The organism is Streptomyces sp. NPDC006235, from assembly GCF_040613735.1.
Taxonomy (GTDB): Bacteria; Actinomycetota; Actinomycetes; order Streptomycetales; family Streptomycetaceae; genus Streptomyces.
This window is the reverse complement of the sequence record NZ_JBEXSR010000021.1, coordinates 90,332-110,516: the sequence shown is the minus strand read 5'-3', so window position 1 is coordinate 110,516 and position 20,185 is coordinate 90,332. Positions and strand designations below refer to the sequence as shown.

Below are 20,185 nucleotides of genomic sequence, written 5' to 3'. Positions count from 1 at the left end.
CTCCTGGATGAGATTCGAAGCGAGTGGATCGGACCAGAACAGGAAACCGGCAGCTCCGGCGGGATTCGATCCCCCTTAACGGCTCTCATACGGCCACCCCGGCAGCCTTGACGGATCTCATACGCGTCGCCGCGTGCCCCACTCAAGCGATTACGGTCGGGCGCGGACACGGCCACCTCCACGGCACCGGCCTTGCGGGTAGGTGCGGCCCGGGGCGCAAGACGTGCTGGACCATCGCCTAGTGGCGGGGAGAGGGCCCCGGACAGCATTCAGCACTGCTCGGCCGGGCCGACTGCGCCCGGTACGGGACAACGTGCGCTGTGAAGGGGTTGATCGGGCGCGGGTCAGACTGCTGATGCCATGCGCGCCGTGCCAGGGGTGAGCGTCGGCCGCCGCAGCGCTCTGGAAGGCGTGGTGGACACACCGCACTGGCGGCCCAGCGCAGAGGCAAGGCTCTTCCGGCACCTCGTCGGCTGCTCCCCGCTCAAGGCGCGCCGGCGGGCGGCCGGCCAACGGCTCAGGGCCGGTAGATCATTTCGATCAGGAACGCGCCGATCAGGACCCACGCCGCGATCCCGAGTACCCACAGCGTCCCGGTGAAGATTCCGGTGGCGAACAGCATTGCGGCGGCCAGCAGGAGAGCGTAGAACGTGCGCTTCATGCCCTGATCGATGCCGGGTCCGTTCACGCCGCCCCTTCGTAGGCTGAATCCGAGCTCGGGCTCTGCGGCGCCCGATGGCACCCCGTGGTCCACTGCACGGCGACCGTGTGGTCGCGGTCCTCAATGAGTGGCTGTGATCAGCACGCCCACGGCAGACCCAGGCCCTGGCAGCCATCCCTTTCCCGAGCACACCTCCACTGCTTCCATAACACCGTGACCAGGGCTGTCCCTGGCGTTATGACCGGACTTCTTAACGCACTTCATACGGCGAGAACACCGCGGATCACTCAGGTACCGTTCGGCTGCTCCGGGCGCTCTGTCCGAACACGTCAGCCATGAGACGGCCCGCCGGGTCTTCACGGCCTCCGGGTCGCGGGGACCAGTCCGGCAGCCCCACTCCCGTCTGCCCGGGCCGGAAGACGCATCGCGGGCTTCAGCTGAGTTCGGCGAAGGTCTCCACTGCGTGGATCTTGCCGGTGACGACGATGACGTCGCCCTTTTGGACGATGGTGTCGGCGGTGGCGTACGTGAAGCCCTCGCCGGGGCGTTTGATGCCGACGACCGTGATGCCGTACTTGCTGCGGACCTGGCTCTGGGCGAGCGGGACGCCGGTGGCGATGTCCGGGGCGACAGTCTTGACGAGGGCGTAGTCGTCGTCGAACTCGATGAAGTCGAGCATGCGGCCGGTGACGAGGTGGGCGACGCGTTCGCCCATTTCGTGCTCGGGCAGGACGACGTGGTGGACGCCGAGGCGTTCGAGGATCTGGCCGTGCTGGCGGCTGATGGCCTTGGCCCAGATGTTGGGCACCTTGGCCTCCAGCAGGTTGGAGCTGACCAGGATGCTGGCCTCGATGTCGGTGCCGATACCGACGACGGCGCTGGTGAACTCGTGGACCCCGAGCTGGTGCAGCACCTCGGGGTCGGTGCAGTCGGCGACCGCCGAGTGGGTCAGGCCGTCGCTGTACTTCTGGACCAGGCGGGCGTCGGTGTCGATGCCCAGGACGTCCCAGCCACGACTCATCAGCTCGTTGGCCAGCGAGCTGCCGAAGCGGCCCAGGCCGATGACCGCGACCCGCTGGTCGCCTGTGTGCTGGGCGTGCTGGGCGGCCAGGCGCTTGCGGCGGCGCTGGCGCAGGGAGTGCAGGTAGTTAACCAATGACGGGTCGCTCCTCGGGCAGTTCGTAGCGGCGGGCGCGCTCGCGCAGGGCCAGCGCCGAGACCAGGGTGACCGGGCCGAGGCGCCCGATGAACATCAGCAGGACGAGGATCAGCTGCCCGGCGTCGGGGAAGTCGGCGGTGATGCCGGTGGACAGGCCGACGGTGGCGAAGGCGGAGACGACCTCGAAGAGGACCCCCGCGAACGGCAGGGAGGTCATGCTCAGCAGGGCGAGTGTGGCGGTCATGACCAGTCCGACGCCGAGCAGCGCCACGGTCAGCGCCTGGCGCAGCACGTGCGGGGCGAGCCTGCGGCCCAGCACGGCGGAGTTGGGCTCGCCTCGCACCTCGGCGATGATCGCGACGGCCAGCACCGCGAACGTGGTGACCTTGATGCCGCCTGCGGTGCCCGCGCTGCCGCCGCCCACGAACATGAGCATGCAGCTCAGCAGGAGCGTGGAGGCGTGCATCGCCCCGATGTCGAGGGAGTTGAAGCCCGCGGTCCGGGTCATCGTGGAGTGGAAGAACCCGTTCAGAAGCTTCTCGGGCCAGTCGAGGGGGCCCAGGGTGCGGGCGTTGGTCCACTCCAGCAGGCAGGTCAGCAACGTGCCGACGGCGAGCAGGCAGGTGGTGGTGATCAGAGTCAGCTTCGTGTGCAGGGTCCAGTTGCGGCGGCCGGTGGTGCGGCGGCGGTGCCGGTGGCGCAGCAGCTCCAGCAGGACGGGGAAGCCGATGCCGCCGAGGATCACGGCCGCGGCGATGGGCAGGGTGACCCACGGGTCCTGGGCGTAGCGGGTGAGGCTGTCGGCGTGCAGCCCGAAGCCGGCGTTGTTGAACGCCGACACGGCGTGGAAGTAGCCGAGGTAGGCGGCGTCGCCGACGGAGTGGTCGTAGCCGAAGCGGAACCGCAGGGCGAGGACGGCTCCGACCGCGAGTTCCACGGCCAGGGTGGTGCCGGCCACGCCGAGCAGCACCCGGCGGACGTCTCCGATGCCCAGGCTCTTGGTCTCCGCCTGCGCGGTGAGCTGCAGCCGCAGACGCAGCTTCCCGGAGACCAGCAGGGCGAGTAGGGAGGCCATCGTCATGATGCCGAAGCCGCCGACCTGGATCAGCGTGAGGATCACTCCCTCGCCGAAGCCGCTCCAGTACGTGCCGGTGTCCACGACCGCCAGACCCGTCACGCACACGGCCGAGGTGGACGTGAACAGCGCGGTCACCAGCCCGGTGGCCGTTCCGTCCTCGGCGGCGACCGGCAGCGCGAGCAGCGCCGCCCCGAGCGCGGTCACGGCGGCGAAGGCCATCACGACCGTGCGGGCCGGGTGCGCGGTGAACAGCGAATGACGCGCCTGCGCGGTACGTCCTGCCACCGGCCGCCTTCCCGTGTACGTCGGTCGATTCCGTCAAGGATTGGTACGGACTTCGTTCGGAGCCCGTCAAACCCGGACGGCCGTCACCCTACCCCGCCATGCCCCACAGCGACCGTCCGGCCGAAGCGGGGCCGGACGGTCGTACCCGGGAGCCGTACGTCAGACGCTGACGTCGCGGACGCCCGAAACTCAGGGCTCCCAAGGCGACGGGGACGGCCGCCGTCATGGCGAGGATGCCCGCGTCGGTCCACTGGAAGCCGTTCCCCAGCGGCTGGCCACCGATGTAGTGGTGGAAAGGCGCGCTCGACGGCGACACCATCCTGTGGGCCGGGCACGCGGGAAACCGCCGACGTGGTGCTGCTCGCGACCGGATACCTGCCCAGCCTCGGCTACCTCGCGCCCCTCGGCGCCCTCAGCCCGGACGGCATGCCCCTGCACAGCGGCGGGATCTCCACCACCCGCCCCGGCCTGGACTACCTCGGCCTTGAGTTCCAGCGGTCCTTCGCCTCCCACACACTGCGCGGCGAGGCCCGTGACGCGGCCTACGTCATCCCGCGCTCGCCGCCCACGTCCGCAAATTCGACGAAGGTGCTGCCGCTGCTTGAGCCCGACGACGACCAGGGTGTGGCGCCGTGCTGCCCGCCGTTGACCGAGCGCCCGATGACTGCGGAGAAGGGGCCGGTCGCCGAACGGGCCGCGCGGATGTTCAAGGCGCTGGGCGATCCCGTGCGCCTAGGCACGCTATGCGGCGACGCGGCACAGAATGCCGACGGGCCGGTACCCAACCGGTGAGGTGGGTACCGCTCCGTCGGCCGTTTTCGGTCACTGGCTGGCGGCAAGTTCCCCGCTGAGCTTGCCGTGGAGGTGGGCGCTCGGTGCGTTGAGGCCGGTGATCTCGACATTCTTGCCGCGCTGGGCGTACTTGGTCTCGATGGCGTCGAGGGCGGCGACCGAGGAGGCGTCCCAGATGTGCGCGGCGGACAGGTCGATGACGACCCTCGATGGGTCGCCGGCGTAGTCGAACTGGCGAACGAGGTCGTTGGAAGAGGCGAAGAACAGCTCGCCGGTGACCCGGTAGACGACCGTGCGGCCGTCGGGGTCGATGACGGCGGTGACCTCGGCGAGGTGGGCGACGCGCTTGGCGAAGATCACCATGGCGGTGATGGAGCCGACGACGACGCCGGTGGCCAGGTTGTGGGTGGCGACCACGGCCACGACGGTGATCACCATGACCGCGATCTCCCCGGCCGGCATCCGCCGAAGTGTCTTCGGGGCGATGGAGTGCCAGTCGAAGGTTGCGAACGACACCATGATCATGACGGCGACGAGAGCGGCCATGGGGATGTCGGAGACGACCGGCCCGAAGACAATGCACAGCAGCATCAGGAACGCGCCCGCCAGGAAGGTGGACAGGCGGGTGCGGGCGCCGGAGACCTTCACGTTGATCATCGTCTGGCCGATCATGGCGCAGCCGCCCATGCCGCCGAAGAAGCCGGTGACGATGTTGGCAATGCCCTGGCCGATGGACTCGCGGGTCTTGTTCGAGTAGGTGTCGGTGATGTCGTCGACCAGCTTCGCGGTCATCAGCGACTCCATCAGACCGACCAACGCCATCGCGAACGCGTACGGGGCAATCGTGGTCAGCGTCTCCAGGGTGAAGGGCACGTCCGGCAGACCCGGCACTGGCAAGGAGAACGGCAGGGCGCCCTTGTCGCCGACGGTCGGCACGGCGACGGCCGCACCGACGGTGATCACCGTGAGGATGACGATGGAGACCAGCGGGGCGGGGATCACGCGGGTGAGCTTCGGGAAGAACACCATGAGCGCGAGGCCGCCGATGATCAGCGGGTAGACCGGCCACGGCACGTCGGTCATCTCGGGGACCTGGGCCATGAAGATCAGGATGGCGAGGGAGTTGACGAAGCCGACCATCACCGAGCGGGGGATGAACTGCATCAGCTTCGCCACTCCCAGCGCTCCGAGGCTCACCTGGAAGGCGCCGGCGAGGATGACGGCGGCGATCAGGTAGCCCAGGCCGTGCTCACGGTTGAGCGGGGCGATGACCAGGGCGATGGCTCCGGTGGCGGCGGAGATCATCGCCCGGCGTCCGCCGACGAGCGAGACAACGACGGCCATCGTGAAGGAGGCGAACAGGCCGACCGCGGGGTCGACGCCGGCGATGATCGAGAACGAGATCGCCTCGGGGATCAGCGCAAGGGCGACCACCAGGCCGGCCAGGACCTCAGTGCGCCAGACCTTCGGATCACGCAGCCAGTCGGGCTTCAGGCCGCGCAGCACAGCGGCCGGGGACGCAGTGGTTGCAGGAGAGGACAAGAGAACAGGAACCTGTCGTGCTCGGGCACACCCTCTTCGGCAGGCTGGGGCGTGCGGGAGGACGCGGAGGGGCCGGGCGGCGCCCCGCGGACGGCACCGCGCGCGGACGGAGCCGGAAAGGAAGGGGATCCGAGCGCGGGCCTGCACGCGGTGCGGCCTGGCTCAGATCCAAGGGCGAAGCGTCACGGCGGGCAGGCGGCGGCGCCGGGCATCATGGGCTCGCGCACGCGTCTCTCCTGCAAGAATCGGAGCTTCGCCGGGGGCACCATCGGCCCCGACACGGCAATAGCAGGGCAGCCGCACGCCGCCCTCGCCACCAGCAACTCTACCCTAACGTTAGAGTAGAGATCGGCGGCGCCCACCCGGGCCATGACCGTCAGCGACGAGTAGAGCCGAAGGACCACGGGCGTGGACGGCAAGCACATGCAGATCGGCGAGGTCGCCGCGCGTACGGAACTGTCCCTGCGCACCATCCGGCACTACGAGGAGACCGGGCTGGTCGTCCCCTCTGCCCGTTCCCAAGGCGGCTTCCGCCTCTACACCGAACGGGACGTCGAGCGGCTGATGGTGATCCGCCGGATGAAGCCGCTCGGCTTCACGCTGGATCAGATGCGGAACCTGCTGAACGCCACCGACCGCCTCGACGGTGACCAGGTGCCGCCGGATGAGCGCGAGGCCCTGCTGGAGCGTGTCCGTGGATACGAGCAGGGCGCTGCCGAGCAGATCGCCAAGCTGCGCGTCCAGCTATCGCGGGCCGAGGAGTTCGCGCGGACGCTGCGCGAGCGGGTGGAGCGGAACCAGAGCACCACCGTCTCGTAAGGGGGCTGCCTGACTCACTCCTTCTCGGTCGTCTCGGGCCAGCCACCGGTCAGAGCGCTGCGAAGGTCTGCGACGGCCGGGGCGCCGTCGGTGGTGCCGTCGGCGTGGCGGTAGAGCCGGCAGGACAGGCTCGGTACGGCGCCGTCGTGGGCGAACGGATCGATGCCGTCCAGGAGGACGGTGGGCGAACCTGTCATCCGCTGCAGGGTGGCCGCGTCCGAATCGTTCACCGTAATCCATTCCACCGGCGCCGTCCGGCCTTCGAGCGCCTGAGCAATCCGTTCGCGCACGAGCGGGGCGTTCGGGCAGTCGGGCACGGTCAGCACCGTGATGCGTGGCGTCGTCTCCGGCTCTTTCATGACGGATCCCTTCCCCATGGTTCTTTCGTCTGTGTTCTGGACGGTAGATCTTCCAGTGCACTGGAAGGTCAAGGTCTAGCCTGGAGGTATGCGCATCGGCGACCTCGCCGCCGTCAGCGGGGTGACGGCGAAGACCCTCGCTTCTACGAGCAGGCCGGGCTGCTGCCCGCCGCGCCGCGTACTGCGGGCGGCTACCGTGACTTCCCAGAGCAGACTGTGAACCGGCTGGCGTTCATCCGCGAGGCCCAGGGCGCGGGGCTGAGCCTGGCCGAGATCCGTTCCGTGCTCGCTCTGCGCGACGCCGACGCGTCCCCCTGCGCCCACGTCACCGCGCTCGTCGACCGGCACCTTGAGGACATCGACCGGCGCCTGGCCGAGCTCCAGTCCACGAAGGCGGTCCTACGGACTCTTACGGAGCGGGCCGCTGCGACCGATCCGGCCGACCCACAGCTCCTCCTCGGTCGTCTCGGTCCCCATGAAGGCGGAGTCGAGTGGAATGACGTCACCTCCTCCAGCCTCGACCAGACGGGTGTCAGCGTCGATGACGACCTGGTGGTTGGTGGAGTACCAGTAGTTATTGGATTGCTCGGCGATGCTGTAGTCGCGGGTAGGAACCAGGGTGCCGTCCGCGATGAGTAATGTGACCTTGCGGAACCGCTGCCGCTGATTGAGCCGCGAGCAATGGGCCGGTGCGGGCGACGATCCGGTTAGTACTCCAGCAGTACTTCGCGTCTTGACCTGCGCGGTTGTCGAGCGGTGGGAGTGTAGCGGGCACCGCCCGGTCAGGGGCGGCTTCTGACCGGGCACCCCTCGAAGGAGTGTCCCCGACGGCAAGCGGTGTCTCGTGGCCGGGAAGCCTCCCGTCGTGATCGCAACCGAACAGGCAGCCGAGACCTGGGACCACGACCTGGACGACCTTTTCACCGACATCGGACACCGCTTCGGCCGAGTCGAGCCCCGCCGCCGCATGCGAGCCTATGTACGCGAACTGCTGGCGCCGGTGGCCCGAAAAACAGCTGGCAGCTGGCCGAGCACGCAGGCCACGCCACCCCGGACGGCCTGCAGCCCCTGCTCTCCCGCGCCCGCTGGAACCCTGACGACATCCGCGACGACCTGCAGGCTTTCATCGCCAAGAGCATCGGCCGCCCCGACGGGGTACTGATCGTGGACGACACCGGGTTCATCAAGAAAGGCACCACCTCGGCCGGTGTTCAACGCCAGTACTCCGGCACCGCCGGCCGCACCGAGAACTGCCAGATAGGCGTGTTCGCCGCCTACGCCAGCTCCGCCGGCCGCGCATTGGTCGACCGGGAGCTGTACCTGCCCAAGTCCTGGACCACCGATCGCGACCGCTGCCGCGCCGCGAAAATCCCCGACGAACGCGAGTTCGCAACCAAGGGCGCCCTGGCCAAGGCGATCGTGCTGCGCGCACTGGCCTCGCCATTACCGATCGCCTGGGTCACCGCGGACTCCGCCTACGGTCAGGAATGCCGCTTCCGCCGCATGCTGGAGAACGCCGGTGTCGGCTACGTCGTGGCTGTGCCGAAGTCCCAGTTCACCGTGGGATGCCCGCGCATCGATCACCTCCACGACCCAGCGGTAGGTTCCCAGTCCTGCGCCGTGCCGGGTTCCGCGGCGGGCGATCGCGGGCACGATGAGCAGGACCTCATGCAGTCTCTGCCACACGCCGGCCTCGTTCCAGTCCCGCAGCCGCCGCCAGCACGTCATGCCCGAGCCGAAACCGAGATCCTGCGGCAGGTACTCCCCCTGAATCCCGGTGTGCAGCACGTACAAGATCCCGCACAGCACATCCCGGTCAGGCACCAGCTTGCGGCCGGGATACCGGAACCTGCGTTCACGCTGCGGCAGCAACGGCTCAGGCGAGCCCAATTGAAGGGAACGTGGAACAGGCGACCGATCAGCGTCTTACCCGGGCCAGCGTCCACCGCTGATCCGCCCAGCCGTGAACCAGCGGACCGCACTCCAAATCCCGCTCAAGCCCGGCCACTTGCCCGTGGCTCAGCCTCGGCCGTCCCGGAGAACCCTTCGAACGGCCCCCGGTCTGACCGCCCTCCCGCCACTGCCGACGCCAGCGTTCTACCGACCGCTCACTCACCCCAGGCGCCCGATGTGGCGGATCTTCCAGTTCGTCCGCAGCCGATGCCCCCTTTTGCGGGCACCGGCGGCGATTGGTGTGTGCGCGGTTGATGGTGGAGTCGACCGACACCGTCCACTCCACCGCGCCGACCGCGTCATCGTGGACCTGGACGTGCTCGAGCAGCCTCGCCCAGGACCCGTCCCGCTCCCAGCGGGCGAAGCGTTCGTAGACCGTCTGCCACGGGCCATTAGCGCTCGGGCCAGGTCCCGCCAGGGCCGCCCGCGACCATCCACACCCGGCAACAGCGGAGCTATCCGCTCCCACTGCTGCATCCATCAACTTCCCCCTGACCAAACACAAGATCAATCATCAGACACGGCTTAGGAGATGCGAAGCTTCGCGCACGGTTCTGCAAGAGACGCGAGCGGCGGGTGAGGGCGACCGGGTCGCCGCCTTGATCGACAGGTGCCTGGTGTCAGTTCCACACCGCCACGCCCACTGCGGCGCCCCGGTGCAGATCGAGTGGCTTTGGCGGTCCGGATCTTTGGTCGGCCACAGAGGCGGCCGGGTACGGCTCGCTGCCCGCATCCATGCCCTCGCCGACAACGCGGGCGGGTTCTTCGCGACCCGCGCAAGGAGACGACAGCCTTCCACCGATGCGAACGCTGATATGAGGCGGCGCAGGGCCGGCGGGACGTGTGGGCGGCGCCCGAGAAGTGATGGGAGCGAATGCTCCCCCGAAAGGGGCAGGCGTGGGGTGAGTGATCCTCACCGGTGGAACATTCGCTCCGATCACCCTCCGGACAGCCACGGTGAGGAGCGAGGAATGAACACGTCCGTCTCTGTGTACGGTGGTCCGACCGCGCTGATCGAGTACGGCGGCCTGCGCTTCCTTACCGATCCGACATTCGACTGCCCCGGCTCCTACGACCAGGGGCTGACGAAGACGGCCCCCGCCGCGGCCACCCCTGCTGACCTGGGCCGAATCGATGTGGTGCTGCTCTCACACGACGAGCACATCGACAACCTGGACTGCTCCGGTCGGGCGGTGCTGGGGTATGTCCCCCTCACGCTCACGACTCCGAGCGGTGCGCTCCGCCTGGGCGGCGCCGCGCGGGGCCTGAGGGACTGGGAGTCGATGGAACTGGACCGCCCGGACGGAGGCAAGCTCACGGTGACGGGCGTCCCGGCGCTGCACGGCCCCGGCAAGAGGGAGGAGCTGGAGCCGATCGTCGGCCAAGTGGTCGGGTTCGTGCTGACCGGCGAGGGCCTGCCCACCGTCTACGTCAGCGGGGACAACGCCCAGCTGGACTTGGTCAGGGAGATCGCCGACCGCTTCGCCCCGGTCGACACGGTCGTCCTCTTCGCGGGGGCGGTCCGCACGCCTCTTCTCGGCCGTCAGCTCCTCACCCTCGACAGCGCCCAGGCGGCGGAAGCCGCCCGCATCCTCGGCGCCCGCCACATCGTCCCTGTCCACTACAGCGGCTGGTCCCACTTCACGGAGGGCCGTCAGGAGCTGGTGGCGGCGTTCAGGGCGGCGGGCCTCATTGATCGCGTACAGCTGGATTGATTGAGCGCTGGACCGCGTTTGCGTAATGAAATAGTCGTGATGGTTCTTACTCTCGTCAGGCTGGCACATGCAAGAGCCTTTCGCATATGCGGAGCCGCCGTCCGTGATATGTGGATCGGATCATCATGCGCACAGCCCTGCTCCCGCCCCTGATGCCCACTTCCATGCAACAGGGCTGCTCACATGGGTGACTCGGAGGCACGCGCGGGCGCACTGAAAGATCCGGCCATGCTTCTGCTTCCTGCCTGAGGGGGATTCGGATCCCGTTTGGGCGGATCTTCCTGGACACAGGCATATTCGAGCGGCAAGCCTGTAGCGGCTGTCGATCATTCGGGACAGCGAACGTTTCCTCTGATTCCGGAGACCTTCCTTGACGGATTCCCGGTGCCCCGAGCCCGTCCTTACCGCCACTACGGACGTGGCCTGTCCGTCGCCGTTCCCGGACGGCGACTTCGTCGCTACATTCGACCCTCGACTGTTCCGCGAGAGTTCAGAAACCGCCCTGGCCCTGCTGGAAGAGCATCTGGCCGACCACTCCGTGCGCGGGTTGAACCTCACCGACCCGGCCGTGCTCCTGGGAGCCGCCCGCGCATTGATGACCACCGAGTCCAGGCACGTCGCAAAGTTCGACGCAAAGCGGCTCGGCGCCATTCTCGACCTGTACATCAGAACCGGTATCCCGGTGCACTCGCCGGGTTACATGGGACGTCAGTTCTCCGGGGTCGTGCCCCTCGCCGCGGTTGTCGACCTGGTCAGCTCCGTCGTCAACCAGCCTTCCTCCTTCTACGAGGCCGGCCAGCTGCCCAACGTCGCGGAGCGGATCATGGCGGAGGAGCTGAACCGGTTCATCGGCTGGGAACCGGGCACCTTCGCCATGGTGACCACCTCGGGCGGGTCGCTGGCCAACCTCACCGCCCTGCTCGCGGCACGCAACCAGCACTTCCCCTCGTACTGGGCGGAGGGAACCGCGGCGCAGGGTGCCGGAGGCCGACCCGCGATCGCAGTCGGCGCTGACGTGCACTACAGCGTGGAACGGGCGGCCGGAGTGATGGGCATCGGCGCCGGGCAGATCGTCCGGCTGCCACTCAACGCCCGGCGTCAGATCTGTGTGGAGCGCGCCCGTGCCGCTCTCGACGAGGCCAGGGCGCGTCGGCTCAAAGTGTTCTGTCTGGTGGCCTCGGCGGGTACCACGGCCGTAGGCGCCTTCGATCCGCTCGACGAACTCGCCGCTCTCGCCCGGGAGCGGAATCTGTGGCTTCATGTGGACGGCGCGCACGGCGCGAGTCTGCTGGTGTCGGACCGGCTCCGGGACCGGCTGCGCGGAATCGAGCAGGCCGACTCTCTGACCTGGGACGCGCACAAAATGATGTATGTGCCCGCTCCGTGCACCATGCTCTTCTACCGGGACCGGCAGCACAGCCTCGGCGCGTTCCGCCAGAAGGCGAGCTACGTGTTCGACGAGAAACCCGACATCTACACCGAACTCGACAGCGGCGACAAAAACTTCGAGTGCACCAAGCGTCCGATGATCATGACGCTCTGGACCCTCTGGGCCATGTTCGGGCCGTCCCTCTTCGCGCAGAAGACTGAGTATCTGTGTCGGCTGACCAAGGAAGCCCACCGCATTCTTGAGAGCGAGCCGGATTTCCGTACGCTCCACGTCCCCGAAGCCAACATCCTCTGTTTTCGGCATCACCCGGCCGAACTGGAAGACAAAGACGTGCACCGATTCCAGGTGGCGATCCGCGACCGCGTCAAACAGCGCGGCACCTTCTTCGTCTCCAAGGTCGATGTGGACGATGTCGCCGCCTTGCGCGTCGTCATGATGAACCACCAGATCACGACCAAGCATTTCCGTATGCTGCTCGACGAGATCCGCCGTGCCGGGCAGGAACTGCTCGGCACCGAACGGACGCCGCACCAACGAACAGGGCATGAATGATGACCACCACTGCCGTCCCGCAGACCAACACGGCTCCCGGGAACGCCGATAATCCCGCTGAATTGATCAACTGGCTCATCCCGGACTGGGAATGGAAGCCCGAATCCGTCACCGCCGTGACGAATCTCCCGTCCTTCGCGAGTAAAATGCGGGAGTGCGCGCGCGTCCTCGGAACGCCGTACAGCGAACTCCCGCACGAGGTGCAGGACGCCCTGGTCCTGCGCCGGCTTCAGCAGATGGTCCACACCGTCCAGCTCAATCCGCTCTGGCGCAGCAGGCTGCACGGCGCCGGGGTCACGGGAGCGCCGCAGAGCTTCGAGGAATGGCAGGCGATTCCGCTCGCCGACAAGAACGTGCAGCGCGACTTCTTCATGGGCGGCCGAGAGGGCATGGTCGTACCGCTCGACCACGGTGGTTTCGAGATCGTGGCGAGCGGCGGCACCTCCAGCGGCAGCCCGCTGGAGACGGTGTACTCGCTGCGGGAGCTGTGGGACACGTACCAGGTCGCCGGTCATTTCATGGGCACGTACCAACTCGCCTCCCGGCTCACCGGTGCCGGGCCGAAGTGGCTGTACACCACGCTGGCCGACTACCAGATGTGGAGCAGTGGGACCATGGTCGGCGGGGTGCTGCAGAACGTGCCCGGCGTCAACTACGTCGGCGCAGGGCCCGTCACCGCGCCGGTCCTGGAGCACATGTTCTCCTACCCGGGGCCCAAGGCCCTGATGGGGATCACCGCCGGTATCGCCGTCCTCAGCGATCTCGGCGCGGGCATGAACCAGGCGGCGCGGGAGAGTTTCCGCCTAGCCCTGTACGGCAGTGGGGTGCTGCCCGAACGCAAACGAGCCGACCTTCGGGCCGTCTACCCGAACGTCGAGATCCTCAGCTACTTCGCGGCCACCCAGGCGGAGACCATCGGGCTCCAGCTGGACCCCGCCGCGGCCGAGCTGTCCGCCGTGCCCGGCCTGCACCTGGTGGAAATCGTCGACGAGCAGGGGCGCTGGGTCGCCGAGGGCTCCGAGGGCGAGCTGGTCGTCACGCGGCTGCACGCCCACGAGGCGCCACTGCTGCGGCTCAAACTGGGTGACCGGATGATTCGCAGACCGCGGCGGGACGGCCCGGGGCTGAAGGCGCAGCAGTTCGAGTTCGCGGGCCGCACCGGTGACGTACTGCACCTGAACGACAGCCAGTACTCGGCCTCACGGGCCCTTACCGCGCTGGGTGAGGACCTGCGGGTGGCCGGTGCCGTGGATCTGGACGCCGTGGCGCACGAGATCCAGTTCGTCAATCACCGCGAAGCGAAGATCCTCACGCTATTTGTGTCCGTGGACGACCCGCAGGGTGCGACATTCCGTCTGGACTCCGCCCTCGGTCCGTATGGCCTACGGCACGTCTTCCTGAACGCGCTGCCCCACGCCCTGTCGCTGTTCAACGACGGCGAGGCGAATCCGGTGTCCATCGAGAAGACTGGATACGACTTCCGTATCCAGTTCGTTTTCAAGGGCTCATCCGAGATCGAACGCACCGAGGTCGGAAAGGTGCCCCTGGTCCGGGACCGTGGGCAATAACCGCGGGGCAACAGCGAAACACCTGTCAGAACAGGAGTGAGAAATGAAACCGCAGGTGAACATCATCGCCCTGGTGGACAGTATCGGGGCGCTCTCCGACCGTACTCTGCACAACGGCAATCTGTCGCTCATGGACGACGGTCCTTTTCACAGCACCGGCCAGGGAACTCCGGACCTGTGCACCGTCGTACGGCCGGGCCAGATTGTCCAGTGGCAGGCCCTCGCCGTCGACCTCCAGACACCGGTAGAAATCAAGAACATCACCTTCCTCGATTCATCAAACGGACACGGCGAGTCCCGGCCGTCCGACTGGTCCGGTGAAAGCGAACAGCTCGATCTCGACGTCTGGGCCGGGATCGTTCCGCCCTTCATGGGCATCGGCGTGCCCTACAAGTACCGCCTGGAACTCCAGATGTACGAAGGAAAGAACAGTGTCCTGTTCATCGATTCGCCCGCATTGATGTGCGCGTGACCGACCACTCGACGAGAAAGGCAGGTTCATGCCTCAGCAGCTAGGCATCATCGTGCTCGTGGACACCACCAACGCGCTGGCGGAACGGACGCTGAGCGGCAACACCTACTGGTTCGACAACGCGAAACTGTACGGTTCCGAGAACCAAGGCACAGAGAACCTGGTCACCGCCATTCACGGCTCCTACTGGCAGGACGGCTCGCAGGCGACGGAGCAGGTCCTCAACTGGCTGCCCTACAGCCTCGGTTCCATCCCCCCGAGCGTGCCACGCGGCTACGCGGCCGATCGCTCTCAGCGCAGCGACGAGGAGGCGCTGGCCAACCTGCAGTCCTTCGCCAACGGCCCCGGCGCCCCTGACGTCGCCGAACTGGAGCACATCCGCAAGGCACTCGGCATGCGGGCCAACACTCACGGCCTCGGCAGCCGCGGCCAGAAGGTGCTTGACGTAACCGGAAACATCGTCACCGAGGGCAGCAGCCAGGCGCACAGCTACCCGCCGCCGATCATCACCGACGTCTTCGGCCAGGCCGTCGAGGAGAAGATCATGTATCCCGCCGAGTACGGCTCTCCCGACCTGGTGACCGACGGCTGGTACTGGGCGGCCTCCGTCGACACCTCGCGGCCCGGCACTTACACGTACGAGATGCGGATCCAGCTTCACGACCTGGTGCAGCGCGGCCGTGAGGTGATCTGGGAACCGGTGAACTTCACCTGTCGATCCAGCCTGAAGATCACCAGCGAGCCGAAGCGTAACGCCTTCACCAAGGCGGGCATGGGCTATCTCCCCATCGCGCCCATGCAGGCCCCGACCACCATGCCACCCACTTCGCCCACGGCACCCCACGGATCCACAGCACCTACCTCACCCATGGGACCTGCAACACGCACAGCCCCCACGGCGCCTAACACTCCTACAGCACCCATGGCCCCCCAGCACTGAGGAGCAGCAGATGGCCACGTCCACCAAGCACAAGCGGACGACCACCGCCCGGCCGATCACCATCACGGCTGTGGTCGACGTCGTCGGCGTACTGGCAAGCGACAGCACCAGCGGTGAGGTCTATTTGTACGACACCAACAAGGCCAGTGGCTCGACGGGTTTCGGCACGGAGGAGCTGAAGACCAAGGTCAAGCGTGGAGACCAAGTGCTGTGGACCACGATCGCCCTGGAGTGCGAGGCACACGTCGCGATCCACGGAATCGACATCGACAAGAACGTGTGTGAACCAGAGCGCATGGTGTATCCGGACACCGACGTCACCTACTGGACGGGCACTGTGAAGAAGGACATCGACGGTGCCGTCCCCTACCGGATCACCTTTCAGGTGGGGACGAGGAACGAACCCATCATCGCCGCCCTCTCGCCCGCCCTGGTCGGCTGACCAGGGTGAGCGGCGGGCCAGACGGTGCACCCGAAGGAGACACGCTGATGAGCACCACCCCCAACCCTGCGGAACAGAAGCAGAACCCCGGCCAGCTGAACTCGGTCCAGCTCAACATCGTCACGCTCGTCAACATGGAAAAGGCCGTCGCGATGGGGACCCTGCGCGACGCGATGCACATGATGGACAACAGCATCGGCGGCGAGGGCCAGGGCACACACAAACTGGAGACCGTCTGCAAGCAGGGCCAGGTTCTCAACTGGATCATCCGCCCCATCGACATGCAGAAGCGACTGGACGGAACCTGGCCGCCCATGCCCAAGATCAACAACATCGTCGTCCTGGACATCGAGAAGGGCGACGAGGATGACGTCGCCGAAAACAAGCTGCTCACCGAACTCAAGATCTACGGCGGCCCGGACCGCATGCGTTCCCCGATGACCCCGGTCTACTACTACTGGGCCGGCGTCGTCCTGAGCACCGCGAAACCCGGACTGTACCGGTACCGCTTGGTGGTGGAACTGGAGCAGGAGGGCGGGAAGGAACGGATGTACCTCAACACCGAGGAACACCCCGCCCTGCGTGTGGTGGCGGTATGACGGCGCCCCCGGTTCACGACTGGCAGTGAGGATGTGACGTGGTGGCGCTGCGGGTGGGTCTGCCCCGCCGAATGACGTCTCGACTGTCCTTGTTCGGGATTTGTCGGCCCGCCGAGTGTCACCACTGACCAGCACCAAAACACCAACCACCAGACCAGCACCACCGACGCTCACCACCGACACCAGCCCGAGAGATCGCACAGAGGCACTCGTGCTGTCGGCGTTTCGTGGACTCCCCCGCTTACCGTAGGGGCCGTGGCGCCGCCTTCCGATGACGCTTCCGGGCCCGAGCTGCTGCCGGTTCCGGGCCGCTTCCAGCGGCCAGCCACGGGCGGGGAAGGCCGCTGCGCATCGGTGGTCGGATGGGCGGTGGGAGGGTCCTCGTTTGTGGTCGGCGATCCGCGAGCCGATGACGCAAAGCGCCGCGTACGGTACTGCGTAAAGGCAGCTTGTCGCGCCCCCAGGCGACAAGCCACACACGAGGTGAGGTGCCAGCATGGCCGTCCGCGACAGAAGCGCCACCATCGGCAGAAGTGGCATCGTGCAACTTCACCTCTCCGTGGCGAAGCAATGCACCGTCGAGATCCGCCAGCCCCGCGACACCCTCACGCTCAGCCGCCGAAAGAACGGCGTCAACCTCGACCTCATCGAGGACAACCCCAACTTCACCGGCCTCAAGACCGCTCAGACCATCCCCTGGGGCACAATCCGCGCCCTCGGGCCCGAAGGCCTCCAGATTTCTTACCGTGTACGCACAGGCAGAGACGTCACCCTTGTCCCGGAATTCGAACTCGAGAACTGATCCAAGCAGCGTCGCGGCGAACTCGACCAGAGACAGCTGACCGCGCTGCGGGAACTCGGCGTGCAATGGGCGTGACACTGCCAACCGCAGGTCGTTGATTTGGCCCGACGCACCAGTTCGCATTCAGCGCGGCGTGGCTGCGCTACGACACGGCACCGTAACCCAGGCCCCACCGCCGGGATCACACCGCCTCCGGGCCGCTGCCGGCCTGAGCGTCGAGTTGCGCGCAGTCCGACAATGAAGGGCCCGTACTGGCAGGGTCGTTGCGGGCTCGATCGGCGCTGGTACTTCGCGTCTCACCACTCGCCGCGGCCCAGGAGCATCGTGTGGAGGCAGGTGGCGCCGGTGGCCGGGCCTCCACCGCCGCAGGCGACGTACCTCTACGTCCTTCGAACGGGTGAAGGTCCTCGTCTGTGCGCAACCACCGGACCTGCGTGCGTGTCCTGCACAGGCGACACCATTCGATCGACCATGGGGAGCCCGCTCTTGCGCAAGAACCTCGTCAAGGCTGCCGCTGTTGCGGCCGGCGCGCTGACCGCCCTGTCCTTTACTCCCGCACACGCTGCCGAGTACAGCTCGGCGTTGAAGATCCGCGGAGTTCAGTACGACGCGCCGGGCCGGGACTCCAACAGCTGTTCCTCGGGCAACACCGACGAGGAGTACCTGACGGTGAAGAACTATTCGTCCCGCTCGACGATCAACCTCAAGGGCTACGTCGTCAAGGACGCCACCGGTAACCGCTTCACCTTCACCGCCAACCACTACCTGCAGCCCGGTGACTATGTGAAGCTGCGCGGCGGCCACGGCACCGATTCCGACACCCACAACGTCGTCTACCGCGACAACTGCAACTTCCTGTGGAACAACGACAAGGACACCATCTACCTGTACAAGCCCTCAGGCAGCCGCGCCGACGTCCACGCCTACACCAAGCGCAGTGACGATCCCGACGGCAACGGCTACATCAGCTTCCACAGCTGACTCCTGCGGCCGGCGCTTCAGTGCTCGAAGAGCGCCGTCGCCACCGGCACTGCCAGCAGCAGGCTGAGTCCGACCAGGGGGAGGCGGTCCAGCCACAGGATGGCGGCGAATTCGCGCAGTGTCGCGGCCAGCCAGTAGGCGGGGGAGGTCGGCGCGCCCACGACGTGCACGGGCACGCCGACGCGGCGGGCCAGCAGGGTCGTGCGGTAGACGTGGAAGCCGCTGGTGACCACCGTGGCACGGTGGCCGGCAGTGGTGCCGTCCACGAGGGCCGCGCTGAAGCGGAGGTTCTGCCCGGTGTTGACGGAGCGGTCTTCCCGCAGGATCCGGTCGGCGGGCACTCCGCGTCCGCGCAGGTAGTCGGCCATCGCGTCGGCCTCGGAGCGGACCTCGTCGTTGCCTTGGCCGCCCGAGACGACGAACACCACACGAGGCGTGTCCGGTGCGCGGGCGGCGTCGATCGCGAGCGCGCGCTCCAGCCTGCCGGTCAGCAGTGGGCCGGGCCGGTCGCCGTTGAGCCCGGCGCCCAGGACGATGACATGGGTGGTTTCCGGCAGGGGGGTGCTGCGGCCCCGGACGAACACGTAGCCGGCGAAGACGAGGAAGAGCAGGTTGAGGTATCCCGTGGCCGCGTTCACCGCGACCACGAGGGCACCGAACGCCTCACCGCCGACCACGTGGAAGACCACGTCGAGGCCGAGCACCGCCAGCACCGCGCAGCCGGCGACCCCGGTCGCCAGCAGGGCCGCCTGCGGTCCGTAGCGCCGGACCAGGAGGACGCCATCGGCCAGGAGCAGCAGGCCCAGCGCGAGCGCCAGGAACAGGGCGGCGACGGCGAGGACGGTGGCGATGGCCGGGTGGGCTGCCGCACTGCGACCGGCCACGCCGAGTCCGGCAGAGGTCACCGCGAGGCACAACAGGACAGCGGTGGAGAACCGGTGCGGTGCCAGCAGGGCGTTGACGACGCCGCCCGCGGCGAACACGACCGCGGCGAGGTACTCCGGGTACTGGGGCATGTGCCGCACCGCTCCGCTCTCCCGCCGGGCCGCTGCCCGTACCCGCCTCTCGCCGCCCGCGGGTTCCCGGACCCGGTACGGACGGCTGCCGGCCATCCTCCCAGACCTGCTGTGGGGCGCCGAACGCGGGCGGGCGGTGGTGCATTCGGCGCGACGGGCATGTCGTGCCGGTGGTGCTGCCCGGGGCGAGCTCGGGGTGGACGAGCTGGAGCGCGTGCACCAGGAGGTGCTGGCGGCCGCAAGCGTGTACGGCGCCGGCGAGGCGGCGCCGGCGACCGTGAAGAACCATTCGCGAATGGTGCTCGGCCTCGACCAGGTCGGGGTCGCCGGGCGGCTCGCTAGCGTGCAGGTGGTCGACGAAGCGATGCTCGCCGCCTTCTACGAGACGCATGCAGAGAAGCTGTTCAGGTTCCTGGCGCGTAGGGCTGGCCGAGACGATGGCGGGGACATCCTCAGCCAGGTCTTTGAGGAGTTCTTCGCCTGGTGGCCGGAACATCCAGCGCACCCCAAGCCGTTGGCCACGCTGTACCGCATCGCCCGCTGCCGCCTCAACGACTACCTGCGCCGCTTGGGGCGCGTTGAGACTCTCGAGGCCGACGACCTCGCCGCGGCCGCGGCCGACGGAGCACATCACGACGAGCTCGCCGACGTCGTCCGCCGTGTCGATCTCGACATGGCACTGCGGGAGTTGACCGAGCGCGAGCGGCAGGCGTTGGGGCTGCGGTACGTGGCCGACCTGCCGGTGAAGGACTGCGCTGAGGTCATGGAGGAAGCACATCGAGCGGATCGTCGGCGAGGACCAGGAGGAGCGGGAGCTCCGGCTCGGTGCATGGATCGGCAACCAACGCAGCAGAGCCGCGACGCTGACACCGGAACGCATCGATCAGCTCTCCCGCATCGGGATGCGCTGGACATAGCGCGCTCTGTCATCGGCGCTCTCCTGGGGCTCTCGTAGCCGACGCCGGTTGGTGCTGTCAGGGGAATGCCGGAAACGGTGGTCAGGGGGCAGACAGCGTGGGAGGACTGAAGTCACGGGCTGGGATGCCGGCCTGATGCCCCC

At 67.6% G+C, this 20,185-nt stretch carries 16 protein-coding genes and 8 pseudogenes; 15 read left to right on the top strand and 9 right to left on the bottom strand.

Annotated elements, in window-relative coordinates:
* Positions 1-517: 517 nt before the first annotated feature.
* The 3 genes from ABZ192_RS24250 to ABZ192_RS24240 form a co-directional block, all read right to left on the bottom strand.
* Entirely contained in the window at positions 518-688 is a 171-nt protein-coding gene (locus ABZ192_RS24250; protein ID WP_356926535.1) for a hypothetical protein, read from the bottom strand.
* Positions 689-1,094: 406 nt separating this feature from the next.
* The gene (locus tag ABZ192_RS24245) at positions 1,095-1,817 is read right to left on the bottom strand and encodes a TrkA family potassium uptake protein (protein ID WP_356926534.1); all 723 of its coding nucleotides are present in this window, start codon (positions 1,815-1,817) and stop codon (positions 1,095-1,097) included.
* Positions 1,810-3,183 (bottom strand): potassium transporter TrkG, encoded by a 1,374-nt coding sequence (locus tag ABZ192_RS24240; RefSeq protein WP_356926533.1) that lies wholly within the window; start codon positions 3,181-3,183, stop codon positions 1,810-1,812. The genes ABZ192_RS24245 and ABZ192_RS24240 overlap by 8 nt, the downstream gene beginning before the upstream one ends.
* A 588-nt stretch (positions 3,184-3,771) precedes the next feature.
* On the opposite strand from ABZ192_RS24240, the pseudogene ABZ192_RS24235 reads away from it, so the two are divergent.
* Positions 3,772-3,918: pseudogene (locus ABZ192_RS24235) on the top strand (transcriptional regulator); the annotation flags it as partial.
* Between the two features lie 87 nt (positions 3,919-4,005).
* Here the strand turns inward: ABZ192_RS24235 and ABZ192_RS24230 are convergent.
* Positions 4,006-5,517, bottom strand: a complete 1,512-nt coding sequence (locus ABZ192_RS24230) for a SulP family inorganic anion transporter (protein ID WP_356926532.1) — start codon at positions 5,515-5,517, stop codon at positions 4,006-4,008.
* A gap of 408 nt (positions 5,518-5,925) precedes the next feature.
* Between ABZ192_RS24230 and ABZ192_RS24225 the strand changes: the two genes are divergently transcribed.
* A complete protein-coding gene (locus tag ABZ192_RS24225) occupies positions 5,926-6,336 on the top strand; it encodes a MerR family transcriptional regulator (RefSeq protein ID WP_356926531.1) in 411 nt (136 codons plus the stop codon).
* Positions 6,337-6,350: 14 nt separating this feature from the next.
* On the opposite strand, the gene ABZ192_RS24220 is transcribed toward ABZ192_RS24225, so the two are convergent.
* Positions 6,351-6,695, bottom strand: a complete 345-nt coding sequence (locus ABZ192_RS24220) for a hypothetical protein (protein WP_356926530.1) — start codon at positions 6,693-6,695, stop codon at positions 6,351-6,353.
* Here ABZ192_RS24220 and ABZ192_RS24215 point away from each other — a divergent pair.
* A pseudogene (locus ABZ192_RS24215) lies at positions 6,606-7,046 on the top strand (MerR family DNA-binding protein); the annotation flags it as partial. The gene ABZ192_RS24220 and the pseudogene ABZ192_RS24215 sit on opposite strands and share 90 nt — an antisense overlap.
* 168 nt (positions 7,047-7,214) lie before the next feature.
* Here the strand turns inward: ABZ192_RS24215 and ABZ192_RS24210 are convergent.
* Positions 7,215-7,401 (bottom strand): annotated as a pseudogene (locus ABZ192_RS24210) (IS5/IS1182 family transposase); the annotation flags it as partial.
* Positions 7,402-7,602: 201 nt separating this feature from the next.
* Here ABZ192_RS24210 and ABZ192_RS24205 point away from each other — a divergent pair.
* Positions 7,603-8,249 (top strand): annotated as a pseudogene (locus ABZ192_RS24205) (IS701 family transposase); the annotation flags it as partial.
* A gap of 102 nt (positions 8,250-8,351) precedes the next feature.
* Here ABZ192_RS24205 and ABZ192_RS24200 read toward each other — a convergent pair.
* Both ABZ192_RS24200 and ABZ192_RS24195 read right to left on the bottom strand, forming a co-directional pair.
* Positions 8,352-8,585 (bottom strand): annotated as a pseudogene (locus tag ABZ192_RS24200) (transposase); the annotation flags it as partial.
* Between the two features lie 244 nt (positions 8,586-8,829).
* Positions 8,830-9,129, bottom strand: a pseudogene (locus ABZ192_RS24195) (transposase); the annotation flags it as partial.
* 490 nt (positions 9,130-9,619) lie between these two features.
* Here ABZ192_RS24195 and ABZ192_RS24190 point away from each other — a divergent pair.
* The 9 genes from ABZ192_RS24190 to ABZ192_RS24150 all read left to right on the top strand — a co-directional run bounded on the left by ABZ192_RS24190 (position 9,620) and on the right by ABZ192_RS24150 (position 18,109).
* Positions 9,620-10,363: an MBL fold metallo-hydrolase gene (locus ABZ192_RS24190; protein ID WP_356926529.1), complete on the top strand. Its 744-nt coding sequence runs from the start codon at positions 9,620-9,622 to the stop codon at positions 10,361-10,363.
* A gap of 418 nt (positions 10,364-10,781) precedes the next feature.
* Positions 10,782-12,305 carry a pyridoxal-dependent decarboxylase gene (locus ABZ192_RS24185; protein WP_356926528.1) on the top strand — a complete coding sequence of 508 codons (1,524 nt, stop codon included), beginning with the start codon at positions 10,782-10,784 and terminating at the stop codon, positions 12,303-12,305.
* The gene (locus ABZ192_RS24180; protein ID WP_356926527.1) at positions 12,302-13,873 is read left to right on the top strand and encodes a hypothetical protein; all 1,572 of its coding nucleotides are present in this window, start codon (positions 12,302-12,304) and stop codon (positions 13,871-13,873) included. The genes ABZ192_RS24185 and ABZ192_RS24180 overlap by 4 nt, the downstream gene beginning before the upstream one ends.
* A gap of 43 nt (positions 13,874-13,916) precedes the next feature.
* The gene (locus ABZ192_RS24175) at positions 13,917-14,345 is read left to right on the top strand and encodes a hypothetical protein (protein WP_356926526.1); all 429 of its coding nucleotides are present in this window, start codon (positions 13,917-13,919) and stop codon (positions 14,343-14,345) included.
* 28 nt (positions 14,346-14,373) lie between these two features.
* Positions 14,374-15,285: a hypothetical protein gene (locus ABZ192_RS24170; protein ID WP_356926525.1), complete on the top strand. Its 912-nt coding sequence runs from the start codon at positions 14,374-14,376 to the stop codon at positions 15,283-15,285.
* 10 nt (positions 15,286-15,295) lie between these two features.
* On the top strand, positions 15,296-15,727 hold the full coding sequence (locus tag ABZ192_RS24165) for a hypothetical protein (RefSeq protein WP_356926524.1): 432 nt from the start codon (positions 15,296-15,298) through the stop codon (positions 15,725-15,727).
* 47 nt (positions 15,728-15,774) lie between these two features.
* Positions 15,775-16,326 carry a hypothetical protein gene (locus ABZ192_RS24160; protein WP_356926523.1) on the top strand — a complete coding sequence of 184 codons (552 nt, stop codon included), beginning with the start codon at positions 15,775-15,777 and terminating at the stop codon, positions 16,324-16,326.
* 496 nt (positions 16,327-16,822) lie between these two features.
* Positions 16,823-17,128 carry a hypothetical protein gene (locus ABZ192_RS24155; protein ID WP_356926522.1) on the top strand — a complete coding sequence of 102 codons (306 nt, stop codon included), beginning with the start codon at positions 16,823-16,825 and terminating at the stop codon, positions 17,126-17,128.
* A gap of 471 nt (positions 17,129-17,599) precedes the next feature.
* Positions 17,600-18,109 carry a lamin tail domain-containing protein gene (locus ABZ192_RS24150; protein ID WP_356926521.1) on the top strand — a complete coding sequence of 170 codons (510 nt, stop codon included), beginning with the start codon at positions 17,600-17,602 and terminating at the stop codon, positions 18,107-18,109.
* A 17-nt stretch (positions 18,110-18,126) separates the two neighbouring features.
* On the opposite strand, the gene ABZ192_RS24145 is transcribed toward ABZ192_RS24150, so the two are convergent.
* Positions 18,127-19,125: a YdcF family protein gene (locus ABZ192_RS24145; protein ID WP_356926520.1), complete on the bottom strand. Its 999-nt coding sequence runs from the start codon at positions 19,123-19,125 to the stop codon at positions 18,127-18,129.
* Between ABZ192_RS24145 and ABZ192_RS24140 the strand changes: the two are divergent.
* Positions 19,124-19,843 (top strand): annotated as a pseudogene (locus ABZ192_RS24140) (sigma-70 family RNA polymerase sigma factor); the annotation flags it as partial. The gene ABZ192_RS24145 and the pseudogene ABZ192_RS24140 overlap by 2 nt on opposite strands.
* Positions 19,844-19,892: 49 nt before the next feature.
* Positions 19,893-20,042 (top strand): annotated as a pseudogene (locus ABZ192_RS24135) (helicase associated domain-containing protein); the annotation flags it as partial.
* Positions 20,043-20,185: the final 143 nt, after the last annotated feature.